Annotated in this window: 14 protein-coding genes; 4 read left to right on the plus strand and 10 right to left on the minus strand. The window is 73.1% G+C overall.

Features of this window, described 5'->3' with window-relative positions; genetic code table 11:
• The first annotated feature begins 164 nt into the window (after positions 1–164).
• Entirely contained in the window at positions 165–962 is a 798-nt protein-coding gene (locus ACFC0D_RS07720) for a sporulation protein (protein WP_376432160.1), read from the plus strand.
• Between the two features lie 72 nt (positions 963–1034).
• Here the strand turns inward: ACFC0D_RS07720 and ACFC0D_RS07725 are convergent, their stop codons facing one another.
• From ACFC0D_RS07725 to ACFC0D_RS07750, 6 genes are all read right to left on the minus strand, one after another.
• A complete protein-coding gene (locus ACFC0D_RS07725) occupies positions 1035–2168 on the minus strand; it encodes an acyl-CoA dehydrogenase family protein (protein ID WP_376432162.1) in 1134 nt (377 codons plus the stop codon).
• Positions 2165–4090 (minus strand): acetyl/propionyl/methylcrotonyl-CoA carboxylase subunit alpha, encoded by a 1926-nt coding sequence (locus ACFC0D_RS07730; protein WP_376432164.1) that lies wholly within the window; start codon positions 4088–4090, stop codon positions 2165–2167. The genes ACFC0D_RS07725 and ACFC0D_RS07730 overlap by 4 nt, the downstream gene beginning before the upstream one ends.
• Positions 4091–4196: 106 nt before the next feature.
• Complete coding sequence (locus ACFC0D_RS07735; protein ID WP_376432166.1) at positions 4197–5795, minus strand: acyl-CoA carboxylase subunit beta; 1599 nt, start codon at positions 5793–5795, stop codon at positions 4197–4199.
• 19 nt (positions 5796–5814) lie between these two features.
• Positions 5815–7503 carry an acyclic terpene utilization AtuA family protein gene (locus ACFC0D_RS07740; RefSeq protein WP_376432168.1) on the minus strand — a complete coding sequence of 563 codons (1689 nt, stop codon included), beginning with the start codon at positions 7501–7503 and terminating at the stop codon, positions 5815–5817.
• On the minus strand, positions 7503–8291 hold the full coding sequence (locus ACFC0D_RS07745; protein WP_376432170.1) for a TIGR03084 family metal-binding protein: 789 nt from the start codon (positions 8289–8291) through the stop codon (positions 7503–7505). The genes ACFC0D_RS07740 and ACFC0D_RS07745 overlap by 1 nt, the downstream gene beginning before the upstream one ends.
• Positions 8292–8930: 639 nt before the next feature.
• Positions 8931–9539 carry a TetR/AcrR family transcriptional regulator gene (locus tag ACFC0D_RS07750; RefSeq protein WP_376432227.1) on the minus strand — a complete coding sequence of 203 codons (609 nt, stop codon included), beginning with the start codon at positions 9537–9539 and terminating at the stop codon, positions 8931–8933.
• A gap of 105 nt (positions 9540–9644) precedes the next feature.
• Here ACFC0D_RS07750 and ACFC0D_RS07755 point away from each other — a divergent pair, with 105 nt between their 5' ends.
• Positions 9645–10118 carry a VOC family protein gene (locus tag ACFC0D_RS07755; protein WP_376432172.1) on the plus strand — a complete coding sequence of 158 codons (474 nt, stop codon included), beginning with the start codon at positions 9645–9647 and terminating at the stop codon, positions 10116–10118.
• Here the strand turns inward: ACFC0D_RS07755 and ACFC0D_RS07760 are convergent.
• The gene (locus ACFC0D_RS07760) at positions 10115–11071 is read right to left on the minus strand and encodes a DMT family transporter (RefSeq protein ID WP_376432174.1); all 957 of its coding nucleotides are present in this window, start codon (positions 11069–11071) and stop codon (positions 10115–10117) included. The genes ACFC0D_RS07755 and ACFC0D_RS07760 overlap by 4 nt on opposite strands.
• A gap of 108 nt (positions 11072–11179) precedes the next feature.
• Here ACFC0D_RS07760 and ACFC0D_RS07765 point away from each other — a divergent pair, with 108 nt between their 5' ends.
• Complete coding sequence (locus ACFC0D_RS07765) at positions 11180–12079, plus strand: LysR family transcriptional regulator (protein WP_376432177.1); 900 nt, start codon at positions 11180–11182, stop codon at positions 12077–12079.
• A gap of 10 nt (positions 12080–12089) precedes the next feature.
• Here ACFC0D_RS07765 and ACFC0D_RS07770 read toward each other — a convergent pair whose 3' ends face one another.
• On the minus strand, positions 12090–13088 hold the full coding sequence (locus ACFC0D_RS07770; protein WP_376432179.1) for a hypothetical protein: 999 nt from the start codon (positions 13086–13088) through the stop codon (positions 12090–12092).
• A gap of 53 nt (positions 13089–13141) precedes the next feature.
• Positions 13142–13735, minus strand: coding sequence for an MBL fold metallo-hydrolase (locus ACFC0D_RS07775; RefSeq protein ID WP_376432181.1), 594 nt, complete (start codon positions 13733–13735; stop codon positions 13142–13144).
• A gap of 115 nt (positions 13736–13850) precedes the next feature.
• On the opposite strand from ACFC0D_RS07775, the gene ACFC0D_RS07780 reads away from it, so the two are divergent.
• On the plus strand, positions 13851–14849 hold the full coding sequence (locus ACFC0D_RS07780; RefSeq protein ID WP_376432183.1) for a GlxA family transcriptional regulator: 999 nt from the start codon (positions 13851–13853) through the stop codon (positions 14847–14849).
• Positions 14850–14880: 31 nt separating this feature from the next.
• Here the strand turns inward: ACFC0D_RS07780 and ACFC0D_RS07785 are convergent, their stop codons facing one another.
• The gene (locus ACFC0D_RS07785) at positions 14881–15570 is read right to left on the minus strand and encodes a DUF5701 family protein (protein ID WP_376432185.1); all 690 of its coding nucleotides are present in this window, start codon (positions 15568–15570) and stop codon (positions 14881–14883) included.
• Between the last annotated feature and the right edge of the window lie 23 nt (positions 15571–15593).

Here is a 15593-nt window from a genome sequence, read left to right on the forward strand (position 1 = left end):
GAAGGTGGTCGCCAGGATCGCGTGTCTCGGTACGACTTGGGGAGACCTTGTCAGCACTCCAGGGAAACAATCAAGCGTGCCTGCATGATTCGAGAGCGATGACCGCCGTGTACAAAGTGTCGAGGGCCGCACACAGAATGATCACAACCGGTTAGCCTGCGCGCATGGTCTTCAAACGTTTGCTGGGCAAGGGCGGCGTACCGCTCGAGATCGACACCCTCGTGGAGTCCGAACCGGCGCTGCCGGGAGGACTTCTGACCGGTGAAGTGGTGCTGCGCGCCCCTGAACGCAGGGTCGAGGTGAAGTCGATAAGTCTGAGGCTCGTCACCGACGCACCGGTGGCCCACAAGGGCGACGGCGACGGGGAGAGCGGCGACTCGTTCGACTACCCCAGCGTGAGCGGCTACTTCGCCCTGGAGAAGGGCGAGGAGAGGCGGGTCCGCATCCGCCACCGGCTCAAGTGGGAGACTCCGCTGACCGAGGTCAAGGGAGAGAAGCTGGGGGTCCACCTGGGCCTGCACACCGAGGTCGAGGCCGAGGGGATCAAGGCCCGGACGGACGACGACCTCGTGCACATCAGCGCGTTGCCCCTGCACGAGACGGTCCTCGACTCCTTCGCCGCCGAGGGCTACGTGTGCAAGGGATCCCGGATCGTCACCGCCAACATCCCCCGCACCGAGTACCACGTCTACCGGCGACAGAGCCTCCTTCTCGTCGATCGGTCGCCCGGGCACGAGCGCCCGCGCGAGCTGGAGTTGAACTTCCACACCAACGCCGTCGGCTGCGAGATCTTCCTCCGCAAGGCCGCCGTTCACGAGGAGTACTGGAAGAGCAAGCCGCCCGCCCTGCGCTTCGTCGCCGCCCATCACGAGGTCGGACGGGTGGACTTCGGAGCGGAGATCCGGCGCTGGATCGGCGAAGTCGCCCTCCTGGGCGACAGTCACGCCGCCGACGAGGACTGACCCACCGCCGTCCCGTTCCCTCCCCGGGTCTTCCGGAGGGAACGGGACCGAAGTGCCGGAACTACCCTCGTCTCAGTACGACTTGGGCAGCCCCAGCGTGTGCACCGACACGTAGTTGAGGATCATCTCCCGGCTGACGGGGGCGATCCGCGCCACGCGGGACGCGGCGATCAGACGGGCGAGGCCGAACTCGCGGGTGAGGCCGTTGCCGCCGAGCGTGTGGACAGCCTGATCGACGGCCTTCACACAGGCCTCGGCCGCCGCGTACTTCGCCATGTTGGCGGCCTCGCCCGCCCCGATGTCGTCGCCCGCGTCGTAGAGGTGCGCGGCCTTGGCCATCATCAGGCGGGCCAGCTCCAGCTCGATGTGGGCCTGGGCCAGGGGGTGGGCGATGGCCTGGTGGGCGCCGATCGGGGTCTTCCAGACCTGGCGCTCCTTCGCGTACTTCACGGCCTGCGCGAGGGCGTACCGCCCCATGCCGATCGCGAACGCGGCCGTCATGATCCGCTCCGGGTTGAGCCCCGCGAAGAGCTGGAGCAGGCCCGCGTCCTCGTCGCCGACGAGCGCGTCGGCCGGCAGGTGCACATCGTCGATGGTCAGCTCGAACTGCTTCTCGTTCGCGTCGAGTTCCATCTCGATGTGCCGGCGCTGGAAGCCGGGGGCGTCGCGCGGGACGATGAAGAGACAGGGCTTGAGCGTGCCCGTGCGGGCGTCCGACGTACGGCCCACGATCAGGGTCGCGTCGGCGATGTCGACGCCCGACACGAACACCTTGCGGCCGTTGAGGACCCAGCCCTCCTCCGTACGGGTCGCGGTGGTCGTGATGCGGTGCGAGTTCGAGCCCGCGTCGGGCTCGGTGATACCGAACGCCATCGTGCGCGAGCCGTCCGCCAGACCCGGCAGCCAGGACCGCTTCTGCTCCTCCGTACCGAAACGGGCGATGACCGTGCCGCAGATCGCGGGCGAGACCACCATCATCAGGAGCGGTGCGCCGGCGGCCCCCGCCTCCTCCAGGACGATCGACAGCTCGGCCATGCCGCCGCCTCCGCCGCCGTACTCCTCCGGCAGGTTCACCCCGAGGTAGCCGAGCTTGCCCGCCTCGGCCCACAGGGTGGCCCGGTCGAAGCCGGGGCCGTGGCGGTGGCCGAGCGCGGAGACGGCGGCACGGAGCGCGGTGAGCTCTTCGCTTTCGATCATGGTGCTCATACGGTCTGGTCCTCCTGTGCATCGGTCTGTACGACGGCGAGCAGGGCGCCGACCTCGACCTGGCGGCCGGGGACGGCGTGGAGCGCGGTGAGCGTGCCGGAGGCGGGGGCGATGACGCGGTGCTCCATCTTCATGGCCTCCAGCCAGAGGAGCGGCTGCCCGGCGGTGACCCGCGCGCCGGGCGCGAGGCCGTCGGCGACGCGGACGACGGTGCCGGGCATGGGCGCGAGCAGGGAGCCGGGCTCCCGCTGGTCGGTGGGGTCGGGGAAGCGGGGCCGCACGGTGAGCCGGTGCGGGCCGACGTGGACGGTGTCGCCGTGCCGGGCGACCTCGAAGTCCCGTACGACACCGTCCACGTCGAGCCGTACGCGGTCGGGGGCGACGCTCACGGGGCGGACGCCCTCGGGGACGGTGACGGTGTACCCGGCGCCACCGTCCCGAGTGGGCCGGTAGCGGACCTCGTGGTCGCCGTACACCTTGACCTGGTCCTGCGAGGCGAGGTTCCGCCACCCGCCTCCGAACCGGCCCCGGTTCCCCTCGGCCTGTGCGAGCGCGGCGGCGACGGCCGCGTGCGCCTCGCCGGGCGGGGCCTGCGTGAGGGCGTCCAGGTTCCGCTCGTAGAAGCCGGTGTCGAGGCGCGTGGTGTCGTGGAACTCGGGGTGCCGCAGGCTCGCGACGAGCAGGTCCCTGTTGGTCACGGGCCCGTGGATCCGGGCCCGCTCCAGTACGTGGGCCAGCTTGCGGACGGCCTCGGCGCGGGTGGGCGCGTGGACGACGACCTTGGCGAGCATGGCGTCGTAATGGACCCCGATGGTGTCCCCGGAGACGTAGCCGGTGTCGACGCGGGAGCCCACAGGGAGCTCGAGGGTGTGCAGTGTGCCCGTCTGCGGCGTCCAGCCTCCGGCCGGGTCCTCCGCATACAGGCGTGCCTCGATCGCGTGGCCCTGGGGGGACGGGGGCTCCGGGGGCAGTGCCCCGCCCTCCGCGACCGCGATCTGGAGGGCCACCAGGTCCACCCCGTGGACCTCCTCCGTCACCGGGTGCTCCACCTGGAGGCGCGTGTTCATCTCCAGGAAGTGCGCCTTGGGGGTCCCCCCTGCTCGAGCGGAGCCGAGAGTTTGGGGGACGTCCGCGACCAGGAACTCGACCGTGCCCGCGCCGACGTAGCCGACCGCCTTCGCCGCCGACACCGAACGGTCGTGGAGCTCCGCGACGAGCGACGGCGGCAGGCCAGGCGCCGGGGCCTCCTCGATCACCTTCTGATGGCGGCGCTGGAGCGAGCAGTCGCGGGTGCCGAGCGCCCAGACCGTGCCGTGGCCGTCCGCGAGGATCTGGACCTCCACATGCCGGCCGTTCTCCACGTACGGCTCGACGAACACCTCCCCGTCGCCGAACGCGCTCGCCGCCTCCGCCGAGGCGGCCGTCAGCTCCCCCTCCAGGGCGCCGAGGTCCCGCACGATCCGCATGCCGCGCCCGCCGCCGCCCGCCGCCGCCTTCACCAGGACCGGCAGGTCGGCCTCCGTGACGTCGGCGGCCACCAGCGGGGCGATCCCGAGCAGCTCCTTCGCCCGCGTCTTGGAGGCCATCGCCTCGATCGCGGACGGCGGAGGGCCGATCCACACCAGGCCCGCGTCCAGGACCTGCTGGGCGAACTCCGGGTTCTCCGACAGGAAGCCGTACCCCGGGTGCACCGCGTCCGCGCCCGCCGCCAGCGCCGCCTTCACGACGAGGTCGCCGCGCAGATACGTCTCCGCGGGCGTCGCCCCCGGCAGCCGTACCGCCGCGTCCGCCTCCCGTACGTGCAGGGCGGAGGCGTCCGCGTCCGAGTACACGGCGACCGTCCCGATGCCCAGCTCCCGGCACGTACGGAACACCCGGCAGGCGATCTCGCCCCGGTTCGCGACGAGGACTGAACGGATCATGGAGCCTCTCCCTCTGCCTTTGCGGCTAGACCGCCGCCGCTCTCGCGGAGCTGGTTGCTCGCCGTGGTGGTTCCTCAATTGATGGTTGCGGTGATCCAGTGCAGGCTCACATTCGGAAGACGCCGAAGCCGCCGCGCGCGCCCTCGACCGGTGCCGTGTGGATCGCGGACAGGCACAGTCCGAGGACCGTGCGCGTGTCGCGCGGGTCGATGACGCCGTCGTCGTACAGCCGCCCTGACAGGAACATCGGCAGCGACTCCGACTCGATCTGCGCCTCGACCATCGCGCGCAGCCCGGCGTCGGCCTCGTCGTCGTACGGCTGCCCCTTCGCGGCGGCGCTGGCCCGGGCGACGATCGACAGCACGCCGGCCAGCTGCTGCGGGCCCATGACGGCCGACTTGGCGCTCGGCCAGGCGAAGAGGAAGCGCGGGTCGTAGGCCCGGCCGCACATCCCGTAGTGCCCGGCGCCGTACGACGCGCCCATCAGCACGGACAGGTGCGGCACCTTGCTGTTCGACACCGCGTTGATCATCATCGCGCCGTGTTTGATGATGCCGCCCTGCTCGTACTCCTTGCCGACCATGTAGCCGGTGGTGTTGTGCAGGAAGACCAGCGGGATGTCGCGCTGGTTGGCGAGCTGGATGAACTGCGCCGCCTTCTGCGACTCGGCGCTGAACAGCACGCCCTGGGCGTTGGCGAGGATGCCGACCGGATAGCCGTGCAGCTCCGCCCAGCCCGTCACCAGGCTCGGCCCGTACAACGGCTTGAACTCGTCGAAGTCCGAGCCGTCCACGACCCGGGCGATGACCTCGCGCGGGTCGAACGGGGTCTTCAGGTCACCCGGCACGATCCCGAGCAGCTCGTCCTCGTCGTACTTCGGGGGCTCCGCGAACGCCGGATCGGCGTGCGCCTTGCGGTGGTTGAGGCGGGCGACGATCCGCCGCGCCTGGCGCAGCGCGTCGGCCTCGTCGACGGCGTAGTGGTCGGCGAGACCGGAGGTGCGGGCGTGCATCTCCGCGCCGCCGAGCGACTCGTCGTCGCTCTCCTCCCCCGTCGCCATCTTCACCAGCGGAGGACCGCCGAGGAAGACCTTGGACCGCTCCTTGATCATCACGGTGTGGTCGGACATGCCGGGGACGTACGCCCCGCCGGCCGTCGAGTTGCCGAAGACCACGGCGATGGTGGGGATGCCGGCGGCGGAGAGCCTGGTCAGGTCGCGGAAGAGCGCCCCGCCGGGGATGAAGATCTCCTTCTGGGACGGCAGATCGGCGCCGCCGGACTCGACGAGCGAGATCACGGGGAGCCGGTTGGCGTACGCGATCTCGTTGGCGCGCAGGGCCTTCTTCAGCGTCCACGGGTTGGAGGCACCGCCGCGCACGGTCGGGTCGTTGGCGGTGATCAGGCACTCGACACCCTCGACGACGCCGATACCGGTGACGATCGACGCCCCGACCGGGTAGTCGCTGCCCCAGGCGGCGAGCGGGGACAGCTCCAGGAACGGGCTGTCCGGGTCGACGAGGAGCTCGATGCGTTCGCGGGCGAGCATCTTGCCGCGCTTGCGATGGCGCGCCGTGTACTTCTCTCCGCCGCCCGCGAGCGCCTTGGCGTGCTCGGTGTCGAGGGCGGTCAGCTTGTCGAGCATGGCGGCGCGGTGGGCCGCGTAGTCGGGTCCGCCCGTGTCGAGGGCGGAGGCGAGGACGGTCACAGCAGTTCCTCCGGGGCGGTCAAAGGAGCTCTTCCGGTACGTCGAGTTCGCGGGCGCGGAGCCACTCGCCGAGGGCCTTGGCCTGGGGGTCGAAGCGGGCCTGGGAGGCGACGCCCTCGCCGAGGAGGCCGGTGACGACGAAGTTCACCGCGCGCAGGTTCGGCAGGACGTGCCGTACGACGTCCAGTTCGGCGGTCTCCGGCAGGAGTCGCTTGAGCCGCTCGACCGTGAGGGTGTGGACGAGCCAGCGCCACGCGTCGTCGGTGCGGACCCAGACGCCGATGTTCGCGTCGCCTCCCTTGTCGCCGCTGCGGGCCCCGGCGACGCGCCCGAGCGGTGCTCGTCGCACCGGGCCCTCGGGGATCGGCTCGGGCAGCGGGGGTGGGTCGAGCGGCGCCAGTTCCCGGGTGCGGTCGGGTACGGGGAGGGTGACGCGGCTCCCGTCGGGCAGGACGGCGGTGTGCGGGACGTCGGCGGCCGGGACGTGCCGGGCCTCGAAGACGCCGTAGGGCGCGCCCTTGCCGGGCGGGGCGGTGACGTGGAAACCGGGGTAGCTCGCGAGGGCCAGTTCGATCGCGGCGCCGCTGAGGGCACGGCCGACGGGCTCGGGGGCGGGGTCGCGGACGACGAGACGGAGCAGCGCGCTCGCGGTCTCCTCGGTCGCGGCGTCCGCGTGATCGGTGCGGGCAAGCTCCCAGCGGACGTCGGCGGGACGGGACTTGGACCGCTCGAAGGCGTCCTCGATCTGCTCCCTGACGAGCCGGGCCTTGGCCTCGATGTCGAGACCCGTGAGGACGAGGACGACCTCGTTGCGGTGGCCGCCGATCCTGGTGAACCCCGCCTTGAGGCTGGGCGGCGGCGCCTCGCCCCGTACGCCGTCGATCCGCACCCGGTCCGGTCCGTCCTGGGTGAGCCGTACGGTGTCGAGCCGGGCGGTCACGTCGGGCCCCGCGTAGCGCGCGCCCGACGTCTCGTACAGGAGCTGTGCGGTGACCGTGCCGAGGTCGACGACGCCTCCGGTGCCGGGGTGCTTGGTGATGACGGCGCTGCCGTCGGCGCGGAGTTCGGCGAGCGGGAAGCCGGGGCGGCGCAGCGCGCGCGGGTCGTGGTCGGTGAAGAAGGCGTAGTTGCCGCCGGTGGCCTGGGTGCCGCACTCCAGGACGTGGCCCGCGACGACCGCGCCCGCCAGCTTGTCGTACTCCTCCGGACCCCAGCCGAAGCGCCACTGCGCCGGCCCGGTGACGAGGGCGGCGTCGGTGACGCGGCCGGTGACGACGACGTCGGCGCCGGCCGTCAGGCAGGCGGCGATCCCGGCGCCGCCGAGGTAGGCGTTGGCGGTGAGCACTCCGTGCTCGGCGGGGAGGCGGTCGCCCTCGACGTACGCGATACGGGTGGGGATGCCGAGCCTTCGGCTCAGCTCCCCGAGCGCCTCGGCGAGACCGGCGGGGTTGAGGCCACCGGCGTTGGTGACGATGCGGACGCCGCGCTCGTGGGCGAGGCCGAGGCCCTCCTCCATCTGGCGCAGGAAGGTCTTGGCGTATCCGGCGTTCGGGTCCTTGAGAAGGTCCCGGCCGAGGATGAGCATGGTCAGTTCGGCGAGGTAGTCGCCGGTGAGGACGTCGAGTTCGCCGCCCGTGAGCATCTCGCGGACCGCGTCGAAGCGGTCGCCGTAGAAGCCGGAGGCGTTGCCGATACGGAGGAGGTCCACTAGGCCCCCTGCGGCGCGCGGCCTGTGCCGGCGGGGCCCGCGAAGGCCTGGGCGATGGTGAGCCAGTGCGCTGCGTCGGGGCCCTCGGCGCGGAGCACGGTGTCGTCGGGGTGGACGCGCTGGGTGACGAGCAGGCAGAAGTCGAGCGCGGGCCCGGTGATCCTCTGGGCCGCGTCCTCGGGTCCGTACACCCACTCCTCGCCGTCGGGGGCGGTCAGTTCGACGCGGAAGGGCGCCGGGGGCGGGGTGATCCCCCGGACGAGATAGGCGTAGTCGCGGGCGCGGATGCCGATCCAGGCGACGTGGCGCAGCCGGGCGGTCGGCTCGCGTACGACACCGAGGGCGTCGGCGATGTCCTTGGCGTGCGCCCAGGTCTCCATGAGCCGGGCGGTGCCCATGGAGATGGCGCTCATGGGTGGCCCGTACCAGGGGAAACGGGCGCCGGGCGGGGCCGCGCGCAGGGCGCTCTGCAGCCGCTCGCGGCCGACGCGCCACCGTCCGAGCAGCTCGGCGGGCGGCAGCGCGGCGCCCTCCACCGCCCCGTCGTCGACGAACGTGTCGGGTGCGGCGAGCGCCTTCTCGGCCTCGGCGCTGAAGGCCTCGGGATCGGTGGCGGCGAGCAGGGCCGCTCGGTCGGTCCAGGCGAGATGGGCGATCTGGTGGGCGATCGTCCAGCCGGAGGCGGGCGTGGACGCTGCCCACCCCTCGTCGCTCAACCCCCGTACGAGAAGGTCGACTTCCTCGCTCTCGCTGCGCAGATCGTCGAGGACGACGGCAGGGTCGGACACGGTGCGCTCCCCTCGGGACACGGGCGTGTGCCGAGGAGCATGGCAGCGGACGGAGAAACAATCAAGCGTGCTTGCTTTAGTTCTTGGGCACGACTGGACGGGCGCTCGGCCGCCGCGGTCGGGTGCGGCAGGGGCGCGGGGGTGAGGGCGAGGCGCGGGGCCGGGGCGCGGGGGTGAGGGCGAGGCGCGCGACCGGGACGCCGGGGGCGATCGCGCGACGGTGCGGCCCGCGACGGCACGGGGGGCGGGGCCGGGCGCGCGGCGCCAGGGCGCACGCCGCCGGGGCGCGGAGCCGGGCGGGCATCGCCGGGCCGGGGCCTGACGCGCGATGCCGGGCCGCGCGGGCTCCGGACCGCACGTCGCCGGGCCTTGCATCGCCCGGGACATGTCGCCAGAGCGCGCGCCGCCAGGGCGCGTCGCCAGGCCCCCCTGCCGGGGCGCGTGCCAAACCGCGTGTCGCCAGGGAGCGCACCGCCGGGCCGCGTCGCCGGGGCACGGGCCGCGCCCTGCCGGGCCGGGCGGGCTCCGGACCGCGCGCCGCGGGGCCGCGCATCGCCCGGGGCGCATCGCCAGAGCGCGCGCCCGCAGGCCCCGCATCACCAGGCCGCGCGCCCCGCGCCGCCAGGCCCCGCGTCGCCGTTACGGCTTCCGGTGGCGGAGGCCTGACAGGAGGGTGTCCAGGGCGTTCATCGTCTGGTCCAGCGATGCGGGCGTGCCGCCGCGGGCCAGCCAGAGTGCGGCCTCGTTCATCGCGCCCGACAGCAGGCGCGCCAGGGGTTCGACCGGCTGCTCGGCGACGATCCCGGCGTCGATCAGGGCCGCCAGGGCCTCGGCCAGATGGCGGGCGGAGGACTCCTCGTCCAGGGCCCGCCACTCCTCCCACCCGAGGACGTTCGGCGCGTCGACCAGCACGATCCGTCGTACGGCCGGGTCCGAGCCGGCCGAAAGGAAGGCCCGGCAGCCGGCGCGCAGCTGCTCCCAGGGGTCGGTGTGCCCCTCCGCCGCCGCCGCGACCCGCTCGCCCAGTTCGTGCTGGACCTCGGCGACCACGGCCCGGAAGAGCCCCGCCTTGCTCTCGAAGTGGTGGTAGGCCGCACCCTTGGTGACCCCGACGGCCTGGGCCACCTCGGCGAGGACCACGCCGTGGTAGCCGTCCTCGGCGAACCGCCGCCGCCCTTCGGCCAGCAGCGCCCGCCGGGTTGCCGCCCGCCGCTCCGCCCGGCTGCCCGCCGCCCGCTCGTCCGCCATCACCACGCACCACCCTTCCCGTTTCACATACCCGGGGTATGCTAGCCGCACGGTTCACATACCCGAAGTATGTGAAATAGAGCGCACGCGCAGAGGAGTCATGCCATGAGAACCGGGCTCGACAGCTTCTACCCCGTGATCTGCACCCGCGACGTCGCCGCGGCACGCGACTTCTACACCCGCCATCTCGGCTTCACGCCGACCTTCGAGGCCGACTGGTACGTGAGCCTGCGCCGCCCCGACGCGCCGCACTACGAGCTCGCACTGCTCGACCACAGCCACCCGACCCTCCCCGAGGGCCACCGCACCCCCACCCAGGGCGGCCTGCTGCTCAACTTCGAAGTGGAGGACGTGGACGCGGAGCACCGCCGGCTGGTCGGCGAGGCGGGGCTGCCCGAGCTGCTCCCGCTGCGCACGGAGGACTTCGGCCAGCGGCACTTCATCGTCGGGGCCCCGGACGGGGTGCTGATCGATGTGATCACGACGACCCCGCCGACCGCCGAGTACGCGGATCAGTACACGTCGGATCAGGGTGCGGCGGATCAGGGCGCGGCGGATCGGCACACGCCCGCCGACTAGGCCTCCGGCGGCAGGGCCGCGCGCTTCACCTGGGTGCGGACCGCGCCCATGCTCGCCGCGATGACCAGGGCGATCGCGAGCGCGTCAGTCAGGGCCAGCGCCTGACTGAGGACGAGGAAGCCGGCGGTCGCGGCGATGGCCGGTTCCAGGCTCATCAGGATGGCGAAGGTGGGGGCGGGCAGGCGGCGCAGGGCGAGGAGTTCGAGGGTGTACGGGAGGACGGACGACATCAGCGCCACGCAGAGGCCGAGGCCGATCGTGGAGGGCACGAGCAGCTTGTCGCCCGCCTCGACGATGCCGAACGGCAGGCTGAGCACCGCGCCGAACGCCATCGCCAGCGCCAGCCCGTCCGCCTGCGGGAAGCGCCGGCCGGTACGGGCGCTGAAGACGATGTACGTCGCCCACATCGCCCCCGCGCCGAGCGCGAAGGCGGCGCCCACCGGGTCGAGCCGGTCGAAGCCGCCGCCGCTGAGCAGGAGGACTCCGCCGAGGGCGAGCCCCGCCCACAGCAGGTTCATCAGTCGGCGCGAGGCGATCACCGAGAGGACCAGCGGACCGAGGACCTCCAGGGTCACGGCGGCGCCGAGCGGGATCCGGTCCGCCGCTTGGTAGAAGAGGATGTTCATGCCCGCCATGGCCGTACCGAAGGCGACGACCGTGCCCCAGTCGGCGCGCCCGTAACCGCGCACCTTGGGACGGCAGACGATCAGCAGGACGGCGGCGGCGAGGACCAGGCGCAGGGTGACGACGCCGAGGGCGCCGGCGCGGGGCATGAGCAGTACGGCGACCGCCGACCCGAACTGCACGGACAGACCGCCCGCGACGACGAGCGCGACGGGGCCGAGACGGGTGGCACGGGACGAGGCGGCCGGCGAGGCGGTCGACGTCCCCGAGCCCGTCGACGCCCCCGCCGCCGTCGCTCCGGCGGCGATGTCCTTGACCGGGCTGTCCACCGGCTCACTCCCTTGCACAGTTCATCAGACTGGACTCTCAGTCCAGAATACTGCACCCGTCAATCGGGTTCCGCCTCTCACGTTACGAGCCACCGCGCGGCGCGTGAAATGCCGATTGGGCTGCGGTTATGCTCCGAACGCATGAGCCGTACGAGCATCGAGCTGCGCCATCTCCGCTGCTTTCTCGCCATCGCCGAGGAGGGCAATGTGACGCGGGCGGCGGCCCGGCTCCACCTCACGCAGCCCGCCGTCTCCCGCACGCTCGCCGCCCTGGAGAAACACCTCGGCACCCGGCTCGTCGACCGCTCCACCCACCACCTGGCGCTGACCGCCGAGGGCCGCGCCTTCCACGACCGGGCCGCCGCGGCCGTCGCCGCCTTCGACACGGCCCTGGACCCGGAGCGACTGCGCCGGCGCCCCCTGCGGCTCGGGCACGCGTGGTCGGCCTTCGGCCCGTACACCACTCCCCTGCTCCGGCGCTGGCAGCACGAGCACCCCGAGACCCCCCTGGAGCTCCTGCGCATCGACGACCGCACCGCCGGTCTCGTACGGGGCGAGGTGGACGCGGCGCTGCTGCGGGAGCCGGTGGAGGCGCCGGGCCTGGCGACGGAGGAACTGGCGACGGAGGGCCGGGTCGCGGCGGTCCCGACGGACAGCGACCTGGCGTCCCGTACGTCGCTGACGCTGGCGGACCTCGCGGACGGGACGGTCGTCCTCAACACCGTCTCCGGCACGACGACCCTCGAACTCTGGCCCCCGTCGCACCGCCCGGCGACCACGCTCACGGTCGCCAACACCGACGACTGGCTGACGGCGATCGCGGCGGGCCGCGGCGTCGGTGTCTCCTCGGCCTCGACGGCCGCCATGCACCCCCACCCGGGCGTGGCCTACCGCCCGCTCCCCGACGCGCCACCGGTCCATGTCCTGCTGGCCTGGCGCGATGCGGCCCCGCACCCGGCGACGGAGCTGCTGGTGACCCTGGCCCGGGAGATCGCCCGGGAGGCGTGAAGCCGTCGCGTCACCACGACGTTCGGTCGCCCGCCCTTGGCTCCCCCGAGGCGGCGACGCGTCGGGCCGTGACGATGACGCGTACGGTCACCACCGCGGTGAGCAGAAGGACCGCGGCGAAAGCCCCGAAGGTCGCTCCGTCCGGGTGGATCAGGGACTGGCCCCGGGCCGCCTGCCAGGTCACGACCGCGACCAGGCCCCAGCAGCCGAGCGCGGCGCCGCCCACCAGCCGGGAGCGGACCCGCTCGTCCCGCAGCCACGCGTGTCGGGCCGACAGGGCGATCAGCACCGCGGTGAGCACGAGAAGGACCTGGATGCCGTGGAGGGCGAAGAAGTGCGGGACCCGGAAGTCGCCGCCGGTCACGCTCCAGTTGGTGAGGAACATTCCGTGGCCGTCGGGGTCGCCGATGCCGTGCCCCTGGTACATCGTGATGTCGTCGCCGTTGGCGTCGGTGACGGTACGGGGGTGTACGCCGGTCACCATCCAGTAGATCGGGATGATCATGCCGGCGGTGGCGAGCCCGAGCCCGGCGCGGATCGCGCGGTTCAGGTCCCGGCCGCCCGTGCGCTGTCTCAACACGACGACGGCGATGATGAGTTGCGCGATGACGATGACCATCACGCCGAAGGTGAGGATCGGCACCAGGGCCAGGGTGATCGGGTCGGTCCGGTCGGCGTTGAAGTGGCTGAACGTGCCACGCGCCGCCTGGACGGTGATGGCGCCCACCTCGGCGACCGTGGCCACCGCAAAGACGGTGCCCACCCACCAGGCCAGGCGTCTACCGCGGTTCAGTTTGGTCAGCAGCCACGCCAGCGTGCCGGAGTAGAGGGCAAAGGCGAAGCCGAACTTCAGCGGCTTGACCCAGACCGACTCACCCAGCAGGGTCCGGTCGTCCAGGGCCACTCCGACCGCGCAGAGGACCGTGAGTGCGGCCAACAGGGCGGCACACACCGCCAGCGGGCGGTGCCACGCGCGCCAACCGGAGGGCGCGGGATCGGGCAACAGCATCGTGGGGTTTCCTTGTGACGGTCGACAGGTGCGGTGAGCGGGAACGCGCCGTCCTAGAGCACCGCCTCGTCGTCGGCGGGGAACGGTGCGCCGTGCCCGGGAACGATCACGTCGGACGCCTTCAGGACCCGGAGGCGGTTGTCACGGAGGAGGTCGCGGTCGGGGGCGACCGGGTCCTCGGCCGGGCCGTCCGGGCGCCACCAGAGGTCGCCGACGAAGGCGACGACGCCCTCGGCCGTACCGGCGAGGAGAGTGATGTCCTCGGGGCTGTGGCCCGGGGTGCGGATCAGGCGCAGGGACGGGGTCAGTTCATAGCCCTCGGCGTCCCGGTCGGTCCACTGGTCGTCGAGGTACTCCGCCTTGTGGTCGTGGACCCGCGCCGAGCCGAACAGGCCCACGTTCATGGTGTTGTCGGGGTGGTGGTGGCTGAGCACGACATCGGTGATGTCCTCCGGGCCCAGGCCCAGTTCGGCGAGCGGGCCGAGGATGCGGTCGCGGCTCGCGACCATGCCGGGGTCGACGATCACATGGCGGTCGCCGTCGGACACGTACGAGACGGTGGCGGCGACGCCCGGGCCCGTGGAGGTCGTGTAACCGGTGGTCAGGACGGTGTAGTTGGCGGTGTTGCCGCGCGGCTGGTCTGTCATGTCCCCAAGCTTCGCCGAGCGGAAGGCCATCGACGAGTGGCCGTACTGCCACCCATCGCGGGTTTTGTGCCACACTCCCCGCGCACCCCGCTCCCGGCGTGCCACACTCCGCCCCATGCCGCCGTTCCTGAACGTCGCCGCCTACGCCCCGCCCCGCGTCGGGATGCTCGCCGTCGGCCTCGTCTCCGAAGTCTTCAGCGCTCCCCCCGCGGGCCTCCCGCGCTTCGACTTCGCGCTCTGCGCCGACCGGCCCGGGCAGGTCCCGACCGACCTCGGCGTCCCGCTCGCCGTCGAGCACGGGCTCGACCGGCTCGCCACCGCGGATCTCGTACTCGTCCTGCCCTGGGCCGACTTCCGCACCCCGCCGGCCGCGCCCGTGCTCGACGCGCTCCGCGCCGCCCACGCGCGCGGCGCGCTGGTCGGGTCGCACTGCGTCGGCGCGTTCGCCCTCGCCGCGGCCGGGCTGCTCGACGGGCTGCGGGCCACCACGCACTGGCGGTTCGCCGATCTGCTCGCGAACCGCCACCCGTCCGTGACCGTCGAGCGGGACGCGCTGTACGTCGACGAGGGCCGGATCATCACGGGCGCGGGCGCGGCGGCCGGATTCGACCTCTGTCTGCATCTGCTGCGGCGGGAGTACGGGGCGGCCGCCGCGAACGCGGTCGCCCGGGACCTCGTCCTGCCGCCGCACCGCGACGGCGGACAGGCGCAGTACGTCACCGCCCCCGTACCCGAGGACTGCGAGGACGAACGGCTCTCCGGCGTCCTCGCCTGGGCCCGCGCCCACCTCCACGAGCCGCTGCCCGTGGCCGAACTGGCCCGCCGCGCCCTGATGAGCCGCCGCTCCTTCGCCCGCCGCTTCGCCGCCGCGACCGGGACGACGCCCCACGCCTGGGTCCTCGGCCTGCGGCTCGGCCGGGCGGAGGAGCTCCTGGAGACGACCGACCTGCCGGTCGAGGAGATCGCCCGCCTGGTCGGCTACGGCAGCGCGGCGGTCCTGCGCGAACAGTTCGTCCGCCGCCGCGGGGTGCCGCCCCGCACCTACCGCCGTACGTTCACGAGGACGGACGCGGCGGGCGCGGAGGCACAACGGCCCCTGGAGCGGCGGGCTTAGGGGGTGTCTCGCCGATCAGGCGAGCCCGGCTTCATCGGCAAGACACCCCTTGGCTCTCGCGGCCCGTGGTGGAGCCGAAGCCCAGCCAGGTGTGGCGGTTGCCCCACCAGCACCAGCCGACCTTCGGGGCGTCGCGCCGCTCGCGGCCGTCCCGGCCCGTGCCGTTGCTGATCCAGATCGCGGGGGTACGGGCGTCCAGGGTGCCGTTCGCCTTGCGCAGCCGGGAGCCGATGGTCATGAAGCAGCGGTTGCGCTCCAGGACCTCCGGCTGCTGGAGCACCCAGTGGATGCCCTCGGTGAGCAGCAGCGGGGTGCGGTCCTGCTCGGCGAGGGCGGGCAGGGCCTCCTCCGGGCTCCAGTTGGCCATGTGGTCACCGCGGTCGATGCCGGTGACCAGGTAGAGGGGGCCGTCGGGGAGCTCGACGGCGCCGGACGGGGCGAAGTCGTCGACGTCGGGCATGTCGACGACGACGAAACCGGGCTTGCCCTCGCGCCGGAGCAGCGGTGCGAGGGCGGAGGCGGGGGCCCGGTCCGGGTGGACGGCGAGCAGGGCGACACCGTTTCCGTCGCCGTCCGCGCCGCCGGCGCCCGCGGCGAAGGCGCGCAGCTCGTCGGCGGGGATCCCCGCGAGCTCGTGCACCCCGAGCTCGATCAGGCGCTCGGCCTGGGCGGCGAGCGGCGGGAGCGGGGTCACGGTGGGGGGCGACGCGGGTGTGGGCACGGGACTCCTCGGTCGGTGGTGCG

Source organism: Streptomyces sp. NPDC056222, assembly GCF_042264065.1.
Classification (GTDB): domain Bacteria; phylum Actinomycetota; class Actinomycetes; order Streptomycetales; family Streptomycetaceae; genus Streptomyces.

What these genes read in the sequence shown, in the direction of transcription:
- ACFC0D_RS07720 (WP_376432160.1), top strand. Translation starts at nt 165, where the DNA reads ATGGTCTTCAAACGTTTGCTGGGCAAGGGCGGCGTACCGCTCGAGATC.
- ACFC0D_RS07725 (WP_376432162.1), bottom strand. Translation starts at nt 2,168, where the DNA reads ATGAGCACCATGATCGAAAGCGAAGAGCTCACCGCGCTCCGTGCCGCC.
- ACFC0D_RS07730 (WP_376432164.1), bottom strand. Translation starts at nt 4,090, where the DNA reads ATGATCCGTTCAGTCCTCGTCGCGAACCGGGGCGAGATCGCCTGCCGG.
- ACFC0D_RS07750 (WP_376432227.1), bottom strand. Translation starts at nt 9,539, where the DNA reads ATGGCGGACGAGCGGGCGGCGGGCAGCCGGGCGGAGCGGCGGGCGGCA.
- ACFC0D_RS07755 (WP_376432172.1), top strand. Translation starts at nt 9,645, where the DNA reads ATGAGAACCGGGCTCGACAGCTTCTACCCCGTGATCTGCACCCGCGAC.
- ACFC0D_RS07765 (WP_376432177.1), top strand. Translation starts at nt 11,180, where the DNA reads ATGCCGATTGGGCTGCGGTTATGCTCCGAACGCATGAGCCGTACGAGC.
- ACFC0D_RS07770 (WP_376432179.1), bottom strand. Translation starts at nt 13,088, where the DNA reads ATGCTGTTGCCCGATCCCGCGCCCTCCGGTTGGCGCGCGTGGCACCGC.
- ACFC0D_RS07775 (WP_376432181.1), bottom strand. Translation starts at nt 13,735, where the DNA reads ATGACAGACCAGCCGCGCGGCAACACCGCCAACTACACCGTCCTGACC.
- ACFC0D_RS07780 (WP_376432183.1), top strand. Translation starts at nt 13,851, where the DNA reads ATGCCGCCGTTCCTGAACGTCGCCGCCTACGCCCCGCCCCGCGTCGGG.